The following is a 13,894-nucleotide window of genomic DNA, read 5'->3' as shown; positions in this document are numbered from 1 at the left end:
CGGGCGGTGAAATTCCGCCCACAATTTTCTTGACTCTGGAGTCGACTCCAGAGTGTAAGCTCCGTTAATGAGAAAATTATCATTACCGGAGGACGCCATGCGCACCCCTTCTGAAAAGCCCCACGCCACGCCGCAATTCGCGAAAATGACGCTGACGCCTGCGCCGCAAAAGCCTGCCATCAGCGCAGCACCCTGCTGCGAAAGCGGCGACGGCGAAACGTCGCCTGCGATAGAAACAACAGGCGCGCTGAGCTGGCAGGTCGCCGGTATGGACTGCGCCGCCTGCGCCCGCAAAGTGGAAAATGCTGTGCGCCAGGTCCCCGAAGTTCGTCAGGTCCAGGTGCTGTTCGCAACCGAAAAACTGGTGGTGGACGCGCCCGCCTCACAGCGCGAGGCCATTGAAGAGGCGGTACGCGCCGCCGGTTATACGCTGCGCGACGCCCATGCGCCTGCTCCGGCGGCAACGTCAGGCTTGCGGGATAACCTGCCGATTATCGTTATCGCCGTCTTTATGGCGCTGAGCTGGGCGCTGGAGCAGTTCCATCCGCTGGCGGGACGCATCGCGTTTACTCTCACCACGCTGGTCGGGCTGTTTCCGGTCGCCCGTCAGGCCTGGCGTCTTATCCGCAGCGGTAACCCGTTCGCCATTGAAACGCTGATGAGCGTGGCGGCCATCGGCGCGCTGATTATCGGCGCCAGCGAAGAGGCGGCGATGGTACTGCTGCTCTTTTTGGTGGGCGAACGGCTGGAAGGATGGGCGGCGAACCGCGCGCGCAGCGGCGTCAGCGCGCTGGTGGCGTTACGCCCCGAAACGGCGGCGCGCCTGCGCGGCGACGCGCGTGAAACCGTCGCGATAAGCGCACTTCAGCCCGGCGATGTGATTGAAGTGGCCGCGGGCGGCAGGCTGCCGGCCGATGGCAAGCTGCTCGCCGCAGCGGCAAGTTTCGATGAGAGCGCGCTGACCGGCGAATCGCTGCCGGTTGAGCGCCAGCCGGGTGAAAAAGTCCCGGCAGGCGCCACCAGCGTGGATCGTCTGGTGTCGCTGGAGGTGACCTCACGCCCCGGCGACAGCGCCATTGACCGTATTCTGCATCTGATTGAAGAGGCGGAATCAAAACGCGCGCCGATTGAGCGTTTTATCGATCGCTTCAGCCGTGTTTATACCCCCGTCATTATGGCGGCGGCGCTGCTGACGGCGCTTATCCCGCCGCTGCTGTTTGCCGCTCCCTGGCTGCCGTGGATCTACAAAGCGCTGGCGCTGCTGCTGATTGGCTGTCCGTGCGCGCTGGTGATTTCCACACCTGCAGCAATCACATCGGGCCTTGCGGCCGCCACGCGTTTCGGCGCGCTGATTAAAGGCGGCGCCGCGCTGGAGGCGCTGGGGCGCGTTGAGCAGATTGCTTTCGATAAAACCGGCACGCTGACGGCGGGCACGCCGCAGGTGACGGCAATCGATCCAGTCGACGGGCTGGAGGCCGACGCGCTGCTGGCGTACGCCGCGGCCGTTGAGCAGGGCAGCACGCATCCGCTGGCCCAGGCGGTGGTGCGCGAGGCGAATGCGCGCGGCGTGGCGACGCTGCGCGCCGGTGCGCAACGCACGCTGGCGGGCGCCGGGGTTGAAGCGCAGGTGGAAGGCCGCCTGCTTCGTATCAGCGCGCCGGATAAAGTGACTATTGCGCTACCGCCACACTGGCAGGCGCGTATTCGGGAGCAGGAGGCGCAAGGCCAGACAGTGATCGTGGTGACCGCCAGCGATCAGCTTCTCGGCACGCTGGCGCTGCGCGATACGCAACGCGCCGACGCGCGCGATGCGGTGGAGAAACTCCGGGCGCTGGGCGTGGGGAGTGTCATGCTGACCGGTGATAATCCACGCGCCGCGGCCGCGATTGCCGGGGAGTTGGGTATGGACTATCGCGCCGGGCTGCTGCCTGCGGATAAGGTGACGGCGGTCAATGAGCTTAACGCCCGCGCGCCGCTGGCGGTGGTGGGCGACGGCATCAACGACGCGCCGGCGATGAAAGCCGCGACCATCGGTATTGCGATGGGCAGCGGCACCGACGTCGCGCTGGAAGCCGCCGATGCGGCGCTGACGCACAACCGGCTGGCGGCGCTGCCGGAGATGATCGCGCTTGCCCGCGCTACGCACCGCAATATTCGCCAGAACATTACGATTGCGCTGGGGTTAAAGGCCGTTTTTCTGGTGACAACGCTGCTTGGGTTGACCGGTCTGTGGCTGGCCGTGCTGGCCGATACGGGCGCGACGGTGCTGGTGACCGCCAATGCGTTAAGGCTGTTGCGTAAGCGCGGCTGATGGAGGACACGGTGGGTGCGCTCCGCTTACCCACCCTACATTACAGCGGCCGGAATACTCGTAGGGCGGGTAAGCGCAGCGCACCCGCCATCACAAAAGCCTTCCCCGCCACCGCATTTACATCATCCCTAATATCCGCGGCAGCCAGAGCGAAATGGCCGGAATGTAGGTCACCATCGCCAGCACGACAAGCAACACCCCATAAAACGGCAGCATGGCGCGCACCACGCTTTCGATATTCTGCTTACTTACGGCGCTCGCCACAAACAGCACCGAGCCCACCGGCGGCGTAATCAGCCCGATCCCGAGGTTCACCATCATGATCATCCCGAAATGCACAGGATCGATGCCGAGCTGATTGGTGACCGGCAGCAATACCGGCGTCAGGATCAAAATGATTGGCGCCATGTCCATCAGCGTGCCAATCATCAGCAGCATAACGTTGAGATACATCAGGATGACGTATTTGTTATCCGACAGCGTCGTAAAGAATTCCGTAATGCGCGTCGGCAGTTGCATATAGGTCATCACCGCGCCAAACGCTGCGGCAAACCCAATGAGGATCATCACGATCGTCACCGTTTTCACGGTGCGGAACATCAGCTTCGGCAGCTCATTCCATTTGTAATCGCGGTAAATAAACATCGTCACGAAAAACGCCCACAGGCAGGCGACCGCCGCCGACTCCGTCGCCGTAAACACGCCGGTGAGAATGCCGCCCAGGATAATCACGACCGTGATAAGCCCCCACAGCGCATCGATGAAAATTTTCAGCGCCTGCTTCAGCGGGATCCGCTCGCCTTTCGGATAGCCGCGCCGCCGGGCGAAGACGATGCAAAGCACCATCAGGCTCATCCCCAGCAGCAGTCCTGGTAAAACCCCCGCGATAAACAGCGTCGCGATAGACACGGTGCCGCCCGCCGCCAGCGAATAGATAACCGAGTTATGGCTGGGCGGGATAAGAATCGCCTGCACCGAGCCGCTCGCCGTGACCGCTGCGGCGTATTCGCGCGGGTATCCCTTTTTTTCCATCTCCGGGATCATCACGCTGCCGATGGACGCGGTATCCGCCACCGACGAGCCGGAAATCGCGCCGAAAAACGTCGAGGCGACAATATTGACCAAAGACAGCCCGCCGCGGATAAAGCCCACGAACAGATAGGCGAAGTTAACCAGCCGCCGGGCGATGCCGCCTTCGGCCATAATCGCGCCCGCCAGGATAAAAAACGGGATCGCCAGCAGCGTGAATTTGTTGACGCCGCTGGTTATCTGGATCATTAACGCCTCCAGCGGCAGATCTATCCAGAGCGCGCCCACGATGGCGCTCAGGCCCACCGCGAAAGCGACCGGCATCCCCAACGCCAGTAGCACGGCCAGCGTGGCCAGTAAGATAAATGCGTCCATGGTGTTCTCCGTCAGCTATGGTTGCCAATGAGCACGACCGGACGGTTCTCCTGAGAGCCCCACAGCAGCCGCTCGATTACAAACAAAATCATCACCGCCGAGCCGATGGGCAGCGGGAGATAGCTTTCTCCGGAGGTCAGTACCGGAAATTCCGCGACGGGCTGCTCCCACAGCTCCATACACAACAGGGCGCTGTAGTAAAACATCACCAGCGAGATGACCAGCATCAGCAGATCGACCACGCGCGCGCAGACCCGCTGCGCAAACGGCGGCAGGCGATCGGTCAGCATGTTTACCGCGATGTGCGAGCCCGCGCGGTAGCCCACCGCCGCGCCGATAAAGGTAAACGTCACCATGCAGATAATGGCGACCGGCTCAGGCCAGGATTCCCCCCGGTTAAGCACGTAACGCGAGAAAATCCCTATCGGGATCACGATCGTCATGATCAACAGCGCGAACCCGGCCACCATCATGGCGAGCAGGTACAGGCGATCCATCCAGACCAGAAAGAATCGGGACATAAAGACTCCGCAGAGGATGAGACGCCGGGGCCAGCCCGGCGTAAGCGATTATTTGACGTCGGCGATGGCTTTCATCAGGTCCTGATGCTTCGCGCCATACTGGTCGCGCACCGGGGCGGTCGCGTTAACGAAATACGCCTTATCGATGTCGTGGAACTGCACGCCGCCCGCTTTCATTTTGTCGAGCGCCTGCTTGTTATAGGCATTCCACAGCTCACGCTGTTCCATCTGCGCCTCGCGGGCGAGCGTCAGGATTTTCTGTTGCTGCTCGGGCTTGAGCTTGTCCCACTTCACTTTCGAGTAGAGCAGCATTTCGGGAATGATAAAGTGGCCGCTCAGGGTGTAATGCTTCGCGACCGGCAGGTAGTTATGGGCGATATAGGTCGGCGGGTTGTTTTCAGCGCCGTCGATAACGCCGGTTTGCAGGCCGCTGTAGACTTCGCTCACGCCCATCGCCACGGCGTTCGCGCCCATCGCTTTCAGCGTGCCGATGGCGACAGGACTCCCCTGTACGCGAATTTTCATGCCCTTCAGATCGTCCGGCTTCACGACCGGGTTTTTGGTGATTAAGTTGCGGGTGCCAGAGTCCATCCAGCCTAAAAAGACCAGCCGCGATTTCGGGTTGCTGGTGAGTTTATCGCCGATTTGCTTGCCGATATCGCCATCAATGACCTTATGCATATGGTCTTCATCACGAAACACGTACGGCAGCGTAAAAACTTCGATCTCCGGCAAAATCGCCGCGACTGGCGCCATCGAAACGCGGATCATGTCGATAGCGCCCATCTGCGCCTGTTCGATCATCTGCTTCTCATCGCCCAGCACGCCGCCCGGAAAGGTTTTAATTTCCAGCTCGCCGTTGGTTTGTTGTTTTAACTTCTCACCCATATTTTGCACGGCCACGACATTCGGATACCCCTGCGGGTGAACATCGGCCGCTTTAATCACTTGCGCATGCAGAGCGGGCGCAAACAGCAGTGACGCGGTGGACAGGCAAAAACCGGCAAACGCCGGGATAAATCGCTTTTTCATCGGGTCGCTCCAGAGGATAAGGACAGGCTAGTTATAAAACGGTGTTTTGATTTGTCGGTTATAAACTAGACGACGTCCTGTAAAGCCGGGGTGAAGCGCCTCACAAAAGCAGCAACTCTGAAACAAGGGTTTAAAAAGAATGTGACGTGAGTTCAGAAAGCCGCATGACGGCGGCTTACGGCAGGAATTACTGATTTTTACGCAGCAAATAGCGATACGGCAGCGTTTCGGTTTGCGAGGCCACCAGCTCATGCTCCATAAAGCGGCAGAAACCAGGGATATCGCGCGTCGTCGCCGGGTCATCGGCCACGATCAGCAGCGTTTCGCCAGGCTGCATCTGGCGCACGGTTTTACGCACCATCATTATCGGCTCAGGGCAGCGCAGCCCGAGGGCGTCCAGGGTATGGTCAGGGTTGGCGAACAGATCGGTCATGCTTCTCTCGGGGTTGTGAAAAACCGCCTTAGTTTACCCCCCGTTTTACGTGACGCAACTCATGTGAACGATTGCGTTAAAATTAACCATTGCATTGACGATACAAAGCAGTATCATGCGGCGGCTTTGCGCAAACGCGCCGCGTCTGCCTTAGCATGAAGATGAACTGGGTTCCCTCACCCCAACTAACAAAAAGGTCACAATATGACTCCCTTTACGTCTGGTCAGCGCCGCCACGCGCTCGTCTGGCTTTCGTTGTTTCATTTGCTGGTGATCACCTCCAGTAACTATCTGGTGCAGCTGCCGGTCTCCATCTTTGGTTTTCACACCACCTGGGGCGCGTTTAGCTTTCCGTTTATTTTCCTCGCCACCGATCTGACCGTGCGCATTTTTGGCGCGCCGCTGGCTCGTCGCATTATTTTCGCGGTGATGGTGCCTGCGCTGCTGGTCTCCTATGTGATCTCCTCGCTGTTTTATATGGGGAGCTGGCAAGGGTTTGGCGCGCTGTCGCACTTTAATCTGTTCGTCGCGCGCATCGCGACCGCCAGCTTTATGGCCTATGCGCTGGGGCAGATCCTCGACGTGCATGTCTTTAATCGCCTGCGTCAGAGCCCGCGCTGGTGGCTGGCGCCGGGCGCGTCCTTGCTGCTCGGCAACGTCAGCGACACGCTGTCATTCTTCTTTATCGCGTTCTGGCGCAGCCCGGACCCGTTCATGGCCGAACACTGGATGGAAATCGCGCTGGTGGATTACACCTTTAAGGTGCTTATCAGCCTGGTATTCTTCCTGCCGATGTATGGCGTGCTGCTGAATATGCTGTTGAAAAAGCTGGCGGATAAATCCGATTTCCGCGTGCTACAGCGCGGGTAAAGGTTCGCGGAATTTCTTGTGTTAAGATGCAGAGATGGGTCGTGTTGACCGTCTCTTGTAAAGGAATAAGTGAATGCGCAATCTGGTGAAATATGTCGGTATTGGCCTGCTGGTGATGGGGCTTGCCGCCTGCGACAACAAAGACAGCAACGCGCCGGCAAGCGCCGGTGCCTCACAGAGCGAAGCCTCCGGCCAGCCGGTCAGCCTGCTGGACGGTAAACTGAGCTTCTCCCTGCCGGCGGATATGACCGATCAGAGTGGTAAAGTGGGCACCCAGGCGAACAACATGCATGTCTACTCTGACCAGACCGGCCAGAAAGCCGTGATCGTCATCGTCGGCGAGAAAAGCCAGGAATCGCTGGAAGTGCTGGCGAAGCGTCTGGAAGATCAGCAGCGCGCCCGCGACCCGCAACTGCAGGTCGTGACCAATAAAGCGATTGAAATCAAAGGCCAGAAGATGCAGCAGCTCGATACCATCATCTCCGCCAAAGGCCAGACCGCTTACTCCTCCGTGGTGCTGGGCAATGTTGATGACAAACTGCTGACCCTGCAAATCACGCTGCCTGCCGATAACCAGCAGCAGGCGCAGAGCACTGCAGAGAACATCATCAACACCATCGTAGTGAAGTAATCCGCGGTAAAAACGCGCTTACAACAGCGGCCTGCCCTTTACGGGGCGGGCCGTTTTTTTAACTGCGCGCTTAACAGAATGGCGAGCAACACCAGCCCCGCCGCCGCCAGATAAATCGCCGGTACGCCCGCCCAGGCCATCAGCACGCCTGCCGCCGGCCCGGTTATCCCGAGCGACAGATCCATAAACAGCGTATAGGTGGCAAGCGCCGCGCCCTGATTGCTCTGGGGCACCGCTTTCACGGCCACGACGCCGAGCGCCGGGAACACCAGCGAGAACCCGGCGCCTGCGAGAAACGTCCCCACTTTCGCCATCCACGGATCCACCGCCAGCCCAACCAGCAGCAGCCCAAGCGTTTCCACCACGCCGCAGAGTAGCGTCACGTTAATGCCGCCCAGCCGATTAATCGCATTCGGGAATAACAAGCGCGTGCCGACAAACGCGCCGCTGAAAAGTGTCAGGGCGAAGGCCGCGCCGTCCCAGCCTTTGGCCTGATAGAACAGCGTGATAAACGTGGCGATCACCCCAAAGCCGGAGGTGGTGAGCGCCAGGGCCATGCCGAACGGCCAGACCTTGCCGAGCACCGCGCGAAACGGCAGCGGTTTGCCCTTACTCGCCTTCACTGCCGGGCGCGGCAGCGCCAATACAATCCCGAGCAGCGCCACGCCCATAATAACGCCCGCCACCAGCGGCAGGCCGCCCAGCCGGTACAGCAGCGCCCCAAGCGGCGCGCCCACGGCCATCGCGCCGTAGGTGACGACGCCGTTCCAGGAGATCACTTTGCCGATATGCGTCGAACCGACCACGCCGACGCCCCAGAGCGTCGAGCCGGTGCCCGCGCAGCTCTGTCCGAAGCCCAGCACCACACGCCCGAGACACAGCAGCGCCAGCGACGCCAGCGGCAAGCCGCCGCTCCACCACGCCAGAAAATAGCTCGCGCCGCTCAGCAGACAGCCGAACATGCCGACAATGACCACCGTTTTCGGTCCCCAGAGATCGGCGTAACGCCCGGCATGAGGACGACTTATCAGCGTGGCGATATACTGAAGGCTGATAACCAGCCCCGCCCAGAACGGGCTAAATCCCATCACATCATGGACATAGCCCGGCAGTACCGCGAGCGGCAGACCGATAGTCAGAAAGGTAGCGAAGTTGAAGATAACAATGGAGACGATTTTCAGGTTCAGCCGCAGGCCGCTTAACGCGGGTTCGGCGCAGACATCCGGCATGACATTTCACTTTTTTGGCAACAGCGGTAGCGTCAGTATAAACCTGAAATTTCCTTCAACGGAAACGCCCGCGTTTCAGACTTCCTCCCTGCGGCGCAATGCCGGTTCCACACTACACTAAGAAAGCCCTCATAAAAGGAATTGGTTATGATTGGTCCACAACGACCCCAACCCCAACAAGATAAAGTCGGCCTGCATATGCTGCAAAAGCTGGCGGCGCTGGTCATTATTCTGGCTGGCATTCACGCCGCGGCAGATGTGATTGTGCCGCTGCTGCTGGCGCTGTTTCTGGCTATAGTGCTTAACCCTCTGGTGACCTGGTTTATGCGCCGGGGCTTTCGCCGCCCTGTCGCGATAACTATCGTCGTGTTTGTGATGCTGATAGGCCTGACGTTGCTGCTGGGCGTACTGGCGGCGTCATTCAATGAATTTATCGCGTTAATGCCGAAATATAATAAGGAACTGACGCGAAAACTCCTGCATCTTCAGGAAATGGTGCCCTTCATGCACCTGCATCTTTCGCCGGAGCGTATGCTACAGCGCATGGATTCCGACAAGATGGTCACCTTCGCCACCACGCTGATGACGCAGCTCTCCGGCGCGATGGCCAGCGCCGTACTGCTGGTGATGACCGTCGTCTTCATGCTGTTTGAAGTGCGCCACGTGCCTTATAAGCTGCGCTTCGCGCTCTCTAACCCGCAACTGCACATCGCCGGGCTGCATCGCGCCTTAAAAGGCGTCAGCCACTATCTGGCGTTAAAAACGCTCATCAGCCTCTGGACCGGCGTGATCATCTGGCTCGGCCTGACGTTGCTCGACATCCAGTTCGCGCTGATGTGGGGCGTGCTTGGTTTTCTGCTCAATTACATTCCCAACATCGGCGCGGTGCTCTCGGCAATACCGCCCATGATCCAGGCGCTGCTGTTCAATGGCGTGTATGAAGTCGTCATGGTGGGGGTGTTGTTCCTGCTGGTGCATATGATCCTGGGGAATATCGTGGAGCCGCGTATGATGGGCCACCGTCTCGGGATGTCCACGATGGTGGTGTTCCTCTCTCTGCTGTTCTGGGGATGGTTACTCGGGCCGGTCGGCATGCTGCTTTCGGTGCCGCTCACCAGCGTCTGTAAAATCTGGATGGAAACCACGCACGGCGGCAGCAAAATCGCCGTCCTTCTTGGCCCCGGCCGCCCGAAAACCCGGCTACCTGGGTAGTACGGCTGACTTATCAGAGAAGGTATGACTGGATTGCGAGCGGGCAAAATAGCGCCCGCTTTTTCATGTGCTAATTTTGTGTAGCGTCTGTAAATTATTTCGGTGAATTACATTTCATATTCAAATACATTCAGATGCATTAGTTTCAATTGTTTCACAAATGTTTTTTATAGTTATTATTTTCTTGAACAATCAATGAGTTTTTAAATGCCGTCCCCGTCAGCATTTCCCTTCCGCAGTACAAACACCTCATCTACCTTATAAAAAACAGCGACTTAAAAAACTTACGGTAAAAAGCGTTATTAACGACTGGCTATTGCTTACGCGTTAACATTATTTTACTATTTATAAAAATAAGTAAATTCTGATTTTAAAAAGTAATAGCATCTTACGTCACACCGGACGTCTTATCGCCCGTCTCGTTGCCAGAAGATAGCCCGCCTTTTTAGATAATTTACTGAACGACCTTAACGCCAGACGGCGACGCCAGCAGATTGCTGGCGAAATTTTGTGTGGCGGGACCAACACAGCGTCTCGTCGCCCTGTTGCGTTACTCATAAATGAAATATGGAGATTGTATGAAAAAGGTCACTAAATGGGTCGCCGCGCTGGCGGTCATGGGCGCTCTGGCAGGCTGCGCGCGTACGGCGCCTGTCGATAATATTCAGTCCACCGTGAGCGGCACGCACACGGCGCAGCAGGTCCGCACCGCTATCCTGAAAGCCGGGAAACAGCGTGAATGGATGATGACTGACGCAGGCCCTGGCGTAATTACTGGTCGCCTGAAAAACCGCGATCACTCCGCTGAAATCCGTATTCCTTACAGTGCCAACGGCTACTCCATCAATTACGTCGGCAGCATGAACCTCAAAGCAAGCGACGGCAAAATCCACAAAAACTATAACCGTTGGGTCAATAACCTCGATAAAGACATCCAGCTGAATCTCTCTACGGGTGCGGATCTTTAATCGCTTATGACGTAAGCCGGGCCTGCGGGTTCCGGCTTTTTCTGCGTTAAATACTAAGGAAAGTTTTGTGTCCGCTCATTACAACAGTGATCCCCTGAGCGCGCTGGAAGCGATTACGGAAGCCCAGCGTATTGCGTTTGCGCCCATGCTCTTTCAGGCGGCGATCAACCTGCGTGATTCCGGCATTCTTGCGTTTCTCGATGGCAAAAACCGCCAGGGCGCGACGCTGGATGAGATTGCCGAATCCTGCGCATTAAGCCCTTACGCTATCAGTCTTCTGCTGGATATGGGTCTGAGCGGCCGCATTATTTTCGAACGCGACGATCGCTATTTCCTGGCTAAAACCGGCCATTTTCTGCTGCATGACACCATGACGCGGGTCAACATGGATTTTACGCAGGACGTCTGTTATCAGGGGCTTTATTACCTGCGCGACGCCCTGGAAAAAGGCACGCCAGAAGGCCTGAAAGTCTTTGGCGAATGGCCGACGATTTATCCGGCGCTGTCGCAACTGCCGGAGCCCGCGAAAAGTAGCTGGTTCGCCTTCGATCATTACTACTCTGACGCTGCGTTTGACGCCGTATTGCCGCACGTTTTCGCCCTGAACCCAAATTTAATTTATGACGTAGGCGGAAATACCGGTAAATGGGCGCTGCGTTGCTGCCGATATAACAAAGATGTGCGCGTAACCCTGCTGGATTTGCCAGAGCAAATCGCGCTGGCGCGTGAAGCGGTTAGCACGGCGGGGATGGCGGATCGCATCGATTTTCACCCGGTGAACATGCTGACGCCCACGCCGCTGCCGGGCGACGCGGATATCTGGTGGATGAGCCAGTTTCTGGACTGTTTCTCACCCGAGCAGATTGTCGCCATGCTGACGCGCGTCGCCAGCGTTATGAAGCCAGGCGCCCATTTATGCGTCATGGAACTCTTCTGGGATGCGCAGAAGTTTGAGGCGGCCTCGTTCAGTCTGAACGCGTCATCGCTTTACTTCACCTGTATGGCAAACGGCAACAGCCGTTTTTATAGCGTCGTGAAATTTACCGACTGGCTTGAGGCGGCGGGTTTTCACGTTAAACAACAACTCGACCATCTCGGTACCGGGCATACCTTATTGATATGCCAGAAAACCTGAGACGTCACCGATGATTTTGAGTCACAGTAAAATGGTCGCAGCGCCCTTTTCCTGATGCTTCTGAGTCAGAAAAAACCAGTGTGCGGCGGAAGCGCGTGAATGAACTTTGCATTAAACCTTGTTGACTGGCAGGCGAGAGCGCCGGGGCTCAGCGAACCGACTCAGTGGTCAGACTGGGCGCAGGGCTGCCAGGCTATCGATCCGACAGCGCCGCAGGCGAAGCTGACCGCCCTGCCGATGATGACCGCGCGTCGCCTCGCCTCCGGCAGCCGTCTGGCGGTAGAGTGCGGTCTGACGATGCTGCGCCGCCATGCCATTGACGCCGTCCTGTTTACCAGCCGCCATGGCGAACTGGAGCGTAATTTCCGCATTCTGACGTCGCTTGCGTCCCGACAGCCGCTCTCCCCGACCGATTTCGCCATGTCGGTCCATAACTCAGCCGTCGGCAATCTCACCATTGCCGCCAGCCAGCCTCTGGTCTCGTCGTCGCTCTCGGCAGGGGTAGATACCTTCCAGCAAGGGCTGTGCGAAGTTATGTGTCTGATGCAGGCAGGCTATCAGCGCGTCCTGATGGTCGATTTCGATGGCGCGCTGCCCGAGTTTTATCACGGGCGCGTCCCGCAAAATATGCCGGTTTTTGCCTATGCCGTCGCGCTGGTGATTGAACCCGGCGACGCACTGCGCTGCCAGACGCAACCCTGCGCGCCAGCCCCGGAACCGGCGCTTTCACAAAGCCTGCAATTTTTGCGTCACTGTCTGCGCGAACAGTCAGAATTCACGTTGCAGGGCGAGCGGATGCTCTGGCACTGGAGCCGCCGATGAATACCCTGCTGGCGCGTCTCGACTGGCTCTGGCGTTTGCTGATGACCGGCTTTTGTTTTTCGCTATTTGGCGCAGGCGGTCTGCTGCTGTCCGTCGTCTGGTTCAATCTGCTTAATCTTGCAGAGCGAGACAGGCAGCGGCGTCGACGTATTGCAAGACGTAGCATTGCCGCCAGTTTCCGTTTTTTTCTGCGTGTGGCGAAGGCCGTAGGCGTGCTGGATTACGCGATTGACGGCGCGCAGACGCTGCGCGAGGAGCGCGGCTGCCTTGTGGTCGCCAACCATCCGACGCTGATTGATTACGTGCTCATCGCGTCCGTTATGCCGGAAACCGACTGCCTCGTGAAAGGCGATCTGCTGCGTAATCCGTTTGTCAGCGGCGTTATCCGGGCGGCGGATTACCTGATTAATAGCCAGGCTGACCGTCTGCTGCCGCAAAGCGAGAGACGCCTGCGCAACGGCGATACGCTGCTCATTTTCCCGGAAGGCACTCGTACCCGCGTTGGCGAGCCCATGACGCTGCAACGCGGCGCGGCCAATATCGCCGTGCGTTGCCGTGCCGACTTGCGAGTGGTCACGATTCATTGCAGCGAACATCTGCTTGATAAGCAGAGCAAATGGTATCACGTGCCGGCACACAAGCCGCAGTTTAGGGTCATGGTCGGCGAGCGAATCAATACCGCAGAGTTTTGTGAGGCTCAGGAGGCGTTCGAGCCTGCGCTGGCGGCTCGTCAGCTCAACCGCCATCTCTTGTACCAGTTATCACAGCAAACCCCACCTTTGGCAGGAATCCACAACGATGCAAGCGCTTTATCTTGAAATTAAAAATCTGATTATCAACACGCTCAATCTGGAAGAACTGAGCGCCGAGGATATCGAAACCGATGCGGCCCTCTTTGGCGACGGGCTGGGTCTCGATTCCATCGATGCGCTTGAGTTAGGTCTGGCGGTCAAAAACCAGTACGGCGTTGTGCTTTCCGCAGAAAGCGAAGAGATGCGGCAGCACTTTTTCTCTGTCGCCTCGCTGGCGTCCTTTATTCATTCACAACGCGCATAAAACGAGTTTGTTATGGTTGATCAACACGCTATTTATCAGGAAGTTTCCGGCCTCCTCGTCAAATTATTCGAAATCGATCCGGCGGACATTACCCCGCAGGCCAGACTGTATGAAGACCTGGAGCTGGACAGCATTGATGCAGTGGATATGGTTGTCCATCTGCAAAAAAAGACCGGCAAAAAAATTAAGCCGGAGATTTTTAAATCCGTCCGCACCGTTCAGGATGTGGTGGACGCGGTTGAGCGTCTGCTGAGCGAAGAATAAGCGCGC

15 protein-coding genes are annotated in these 13,894 nt (G+C 57.9%); 10 read left to right on the top strand and 5 right to left on the bottom strand.

The window, feature by feature from the left end; translation table 11 throughout:
• Positions 1-97 precede the first annotated feature (97 nt).
• On the top strand, positions 98-2,311 hold the full coding sequence (zntA, locus tag AB8W27_RS01105; RefSeq protein ID WP_041924021.1) for a Zn(II)/Cd(II)/Pb(II) translocating P-type ATPase ZntA: 2,214 nt from the start codon (positions 98-100) through the stop codon (positions 2,309-2,311).
• Between the two features lie 117 nt (positions 2,312-2,428).
• On the opposite strand, the gene AB8W27_RS01100 is transcribed toward zntA, so the two are convergent.
• From AB8W27_RS01100 to tusA, 4 genes are all read right to left on the bottom strand, one after another.
• Positions 2,429-3,715 carry a TRAP transporter large permease gene (locus tag AB8W27_RS01100; protein WP_015742809.1) on the bottom strand — a complete coding sequence of 429 codons (1,287 nt, stop codon included), beginning with the start codon at positions 3,713-3,715 and terminating at the stop codon, positions 2,429-2,431.
• An 11-nt stretch (positions 3,716-3,726) separates the two neighbouring features.
• Positions 3,727-4,236: a TRAP transporter small permease gene (locus tag AB8W27_RS01095; protein WP_015742810.1), complete on the bottom strand. Its 510-nt coding sequence runs from the start codon at positions 4,234-4,236 to the stop codon at positions 3,727-3,729.
• Positions 4,237-4,284: 48 nt separating this feature from the next.
• Positions 4,285-5,268 carry a TRAP transporter substrate-binding protein gene (locus AB8W27_RS01090; protein WP_015742811.1) on the bottom strand — a complete coding sequence of 328 codons (984 nt, stop codon included), beginning with the start codon at positions 5,266-5,268 and terminating at the stop codon, positions 4,285-4,287.
• Between the two features lie 187 nt (positions 5,269-5,455).
• Positions 5,456-5,701: a sulfurtransferase TusA gene (gene tusA / locus AB8W27_RS01085; RefSeq protein WP_015742812.1), complete on the bottom strand. Its 246-nt coding sequence runs from the start codon at positions 5,699-5,701 to the stop codon at positions 5,456-5,458.
• A gap of 204 nt (positions 5,702-5,905) precedes the next feature.
• Here tusA and AB8W27_RS01080 point away from each other — a divergent pair, with 204 nt between their 5' ends.
• Positions 5,906-6,571: a 7-cyano-7-deazaguanine/7-aminomethyl-7-deazaguanine transporter gene (locus AB8W27_RS01080; RefSeq protein ID WP_015742813.1), complete on the top strand. Its 666-nt coding sequence runs from the start codon at positions 5,906-5,908 to the stop codon at positions 6,569-6,571.
• 73 nt (positions 6,572-6,644) lie between these two features.
• Positions 6,645-7,202: a DcrB family lipoprotein gene (locus AB8W27_RS01075; RefSeq protein WP_015742814.1), complete on the top strand. Its 558-nt coding sequence runs from the start codon at positions 6,645-6,647 to the stop codon at positions 7,200-7,202.
• Between the two features lie 38 nt (positions 7,203-7,240).
• Here the strand turns inward: AB8W27_RS01075 and AB8W27_RS01070 are convergent, their stop codons facing one another.
• Positions 7,241-8,431: an MFS transporter gene (locus AB8W27_RS01070; RefSeq protein WP_015742815.1), complete on the bottom strand. Its 1,191-nt coding sequence runs from the start codon at positions 8,429-8,431 to the stop codon at positions 7,241-7,243.
• Between the two features lie 147 nt (positions 8,432-8,578).
• On the opposite strand from AB8W27_RS01070, the gene AB8W27_RS01065 reads away from it, so the two are divergent.
• The 7 genes from AB8W27_RS01065 (at position 8,579) to AB8W27_RS01035 (ending at position 13,888) form a co-directional block, all read left to right on the top strand.
• Positions 8,579-9,643, top strand: coding sequence for an AI-2E family transporter (locus tag AB8W27_RS01065; RefSeq protein WP_015742816.1), 1,065 nt, complete (start codon positions 8,579-8,581; stop codon positions 9,641-9,643).
• A 578-nt stretch (positions 9,644-10,221) separates the two neighbouring features.
• Entirely contained in the window at positions 10,222-10,611 is a 390-nt protein-coding gene (locus AB8W27_RS01060; RefSeq protein ID WP_007765156.1) for a hypothetical protein, read from the top strand.
• A 67-nt stretch (positions 10,612-10,678) separates the two neighbouring features.
• Complete coding sequence (locus tag AB8W27_RS01055) at positions 10,679-11,746, top strand: methyltransferase (protein WP_041924022.1); 1,068 nt, start codon at positions 10,679-10,681, stop codon at positions 11,744-11,746.
• 99 nt (positions 11,747-11,845) lie between these two features.
• Positions 11,846-12,568, top strand: coding sequence for a beta-ketoacyl synthase chain length factor (locus AB8W27_RS01050; RefSeq protein ID WP_015742818.1), 723 nt, complete (start codon positions 11,846-11,848; stop codon positions 12,566-12,568).
• The gene (locus AB8W27_RS01045; protein ID WP_041924023.1) at positions 12,565-13,386 is read left to right on the top strand and encodes a lysophospholipid acyltransferase family protein; all 822 of its coding nucleotides are present in this window, start codon (positions 12,565-12,567) and stop codon (positions 13,384-13,386) included. Before AB8W27_RS01050 ends, AB8W27_RS01045 begins: the two co-directional genes overlap by 4 nt.
• Positions 13,367-13,624, top strand: coding sequence for a phosphopantetheine-binding protein (locus AB8W27_RS01040; RefSeq protein WP_007765160.1), 258 nt, complete (start codon positions 13,367-13,369; stop codon positions 13,622-13,624). The genes AB8W27_RS01045 and AB8W27_RS01040 overlap by 20 nt, the downstream gene beginning before the upstream one ends.
• 12 nt (positions 13,625-13,636) lie before the next feature.
• A complete protein-coding gene (locus AB8W27_RS01035; RefSeq protein WP_007765163.1) occupies positions 13,637-13,888 on the top strand; it encodes an acyl carrier protein in 252 nt (83 codons plus the stop codon).
• The last annotated feature ends 6 nt before the right edge of the window (positions 13,889-13,894 follow it).

Source organism: Cronobacter turicensis, from assembly GCF_041222865.1.
Classification (GTDB): domain Bacteria; phylum Pseudomonadota; class Gammaproteobacteria; order Enterobacterales; family Enterobacteriaceae; genus Cronobacter; species Cronobacter turicensis.
The sequence above is the reverse complement of the archived record's forward strand: the minus strand, read 5'-3'. Positions and strand labels throughout refer to the sequence as shown.

What these genes read in the sequence shown, in the direction of transcription:
- AB8W27_RS01080 (WP_015742813.1), top strand. Translation starts at nt 5,906, where the DNA reads ATGACTCCCTTTACGTCTGGTCAGCGCCGCCACGCGCTCGTCTGGCTT.
- AB8W27_RS01060 (WP_007765156.1), top strand. Translation starts at nt 10,222, where the DNA reads ATGAAAAAGGTCACTAAATGGGTCGCCGCGCTGGCGGTCATGGGCGCT.
- AB8W27_RS01050 (WP_015742818.1), top strand. Translation starts at nt 11,846, where the DNA reads ATGAACTTTGCATTAAACCTTGTTGACTGGCAGGCGAGAGCGCCGGGG.
- AB8W27_RS01040 (WP_007765160.1), top strand. Translation starts at nt 13,367, where the DNA reads ATGCAAGCGCTTTATCTTGAAATTAAAAATCTGATTATCAACACGCTC.
- AB8W27_RS01070 (WP_015742815.1), bottom strand. Translation starts at nt 8,431, where the DNA reads ATGCCGGATGTCTGCGCCGAACCCGCGTTAAGCGGCCTGCGGCTGAAC.
- AB8W27_RS01090 (WP_015742811.1), bottom strand. Translation starts at nt 5,268, where the DNA reads ATGAAAAAGCGATTTATCCCGGCGTTTGCCGGTTTTTGCCTGTCCACC.
- AB8W27_RS01065 (WP_015742816.1), top strand. Translation starts at nt 8,579, where the DNA reads ATGATTGGTCCACAACGACCCCAACCCCAACAAGATAAAGTCGGCCTG.
- AB8W27_RS01075 (WP_015742814.1), top strand. Translation starts at nt 6,645, where the DNA reads ATGCGCAATCTGGTGAAATATGTCGGTATTGGCCTGCTGGTGATGGGG.
- AB8W27_RS01035 (WP_007765163.1), top strand. Translation starts at nt 13,637, where the DNA reads ATGGTTGATCAACACGCTATTTATCAGGAAGTTTCCGGCCTCCTCGTC.
- tusA (WP_015742812.1), bottom strand. Translation starts at nt 5,701, where the DNA reads ATGACCGATCTGTTCGCCAACCCTGACCATACCCTGGACGCCCTCGGG.
- zntA (WP_041924021.1), top strand. Translation starts at nt 98, where the DNA reads ATGCGCACCCCTTCTGAAAAGCCCCACGCCACGCCGCAATTCGCGAAA.
- AB8W27_RS01095 (WP_015742810.1), bottom strand. Translation starts at nt 4,236, where the DNA reads ATGTCCCGATTCTTTCTGGTCTGGATGGATCGCCTGTACCTGCTCGCC.
- AB8W27_RS01100 (WP_015742809.1), bottom strand. Translation starts at nt 3,715, where the DNA reads ATGGACGCATTTATCTTACTGGCCACGCTGGCCGTGCTACTGGCGTTG.
- AB8W27_RS01045 (WP_041924023.1), top strand. Translation starts at nt 12,565, where the DNA reads ATGAATACCCTGCTGGCGCGTCTCGACTGGCTCTGGCGTTTGCTGATG.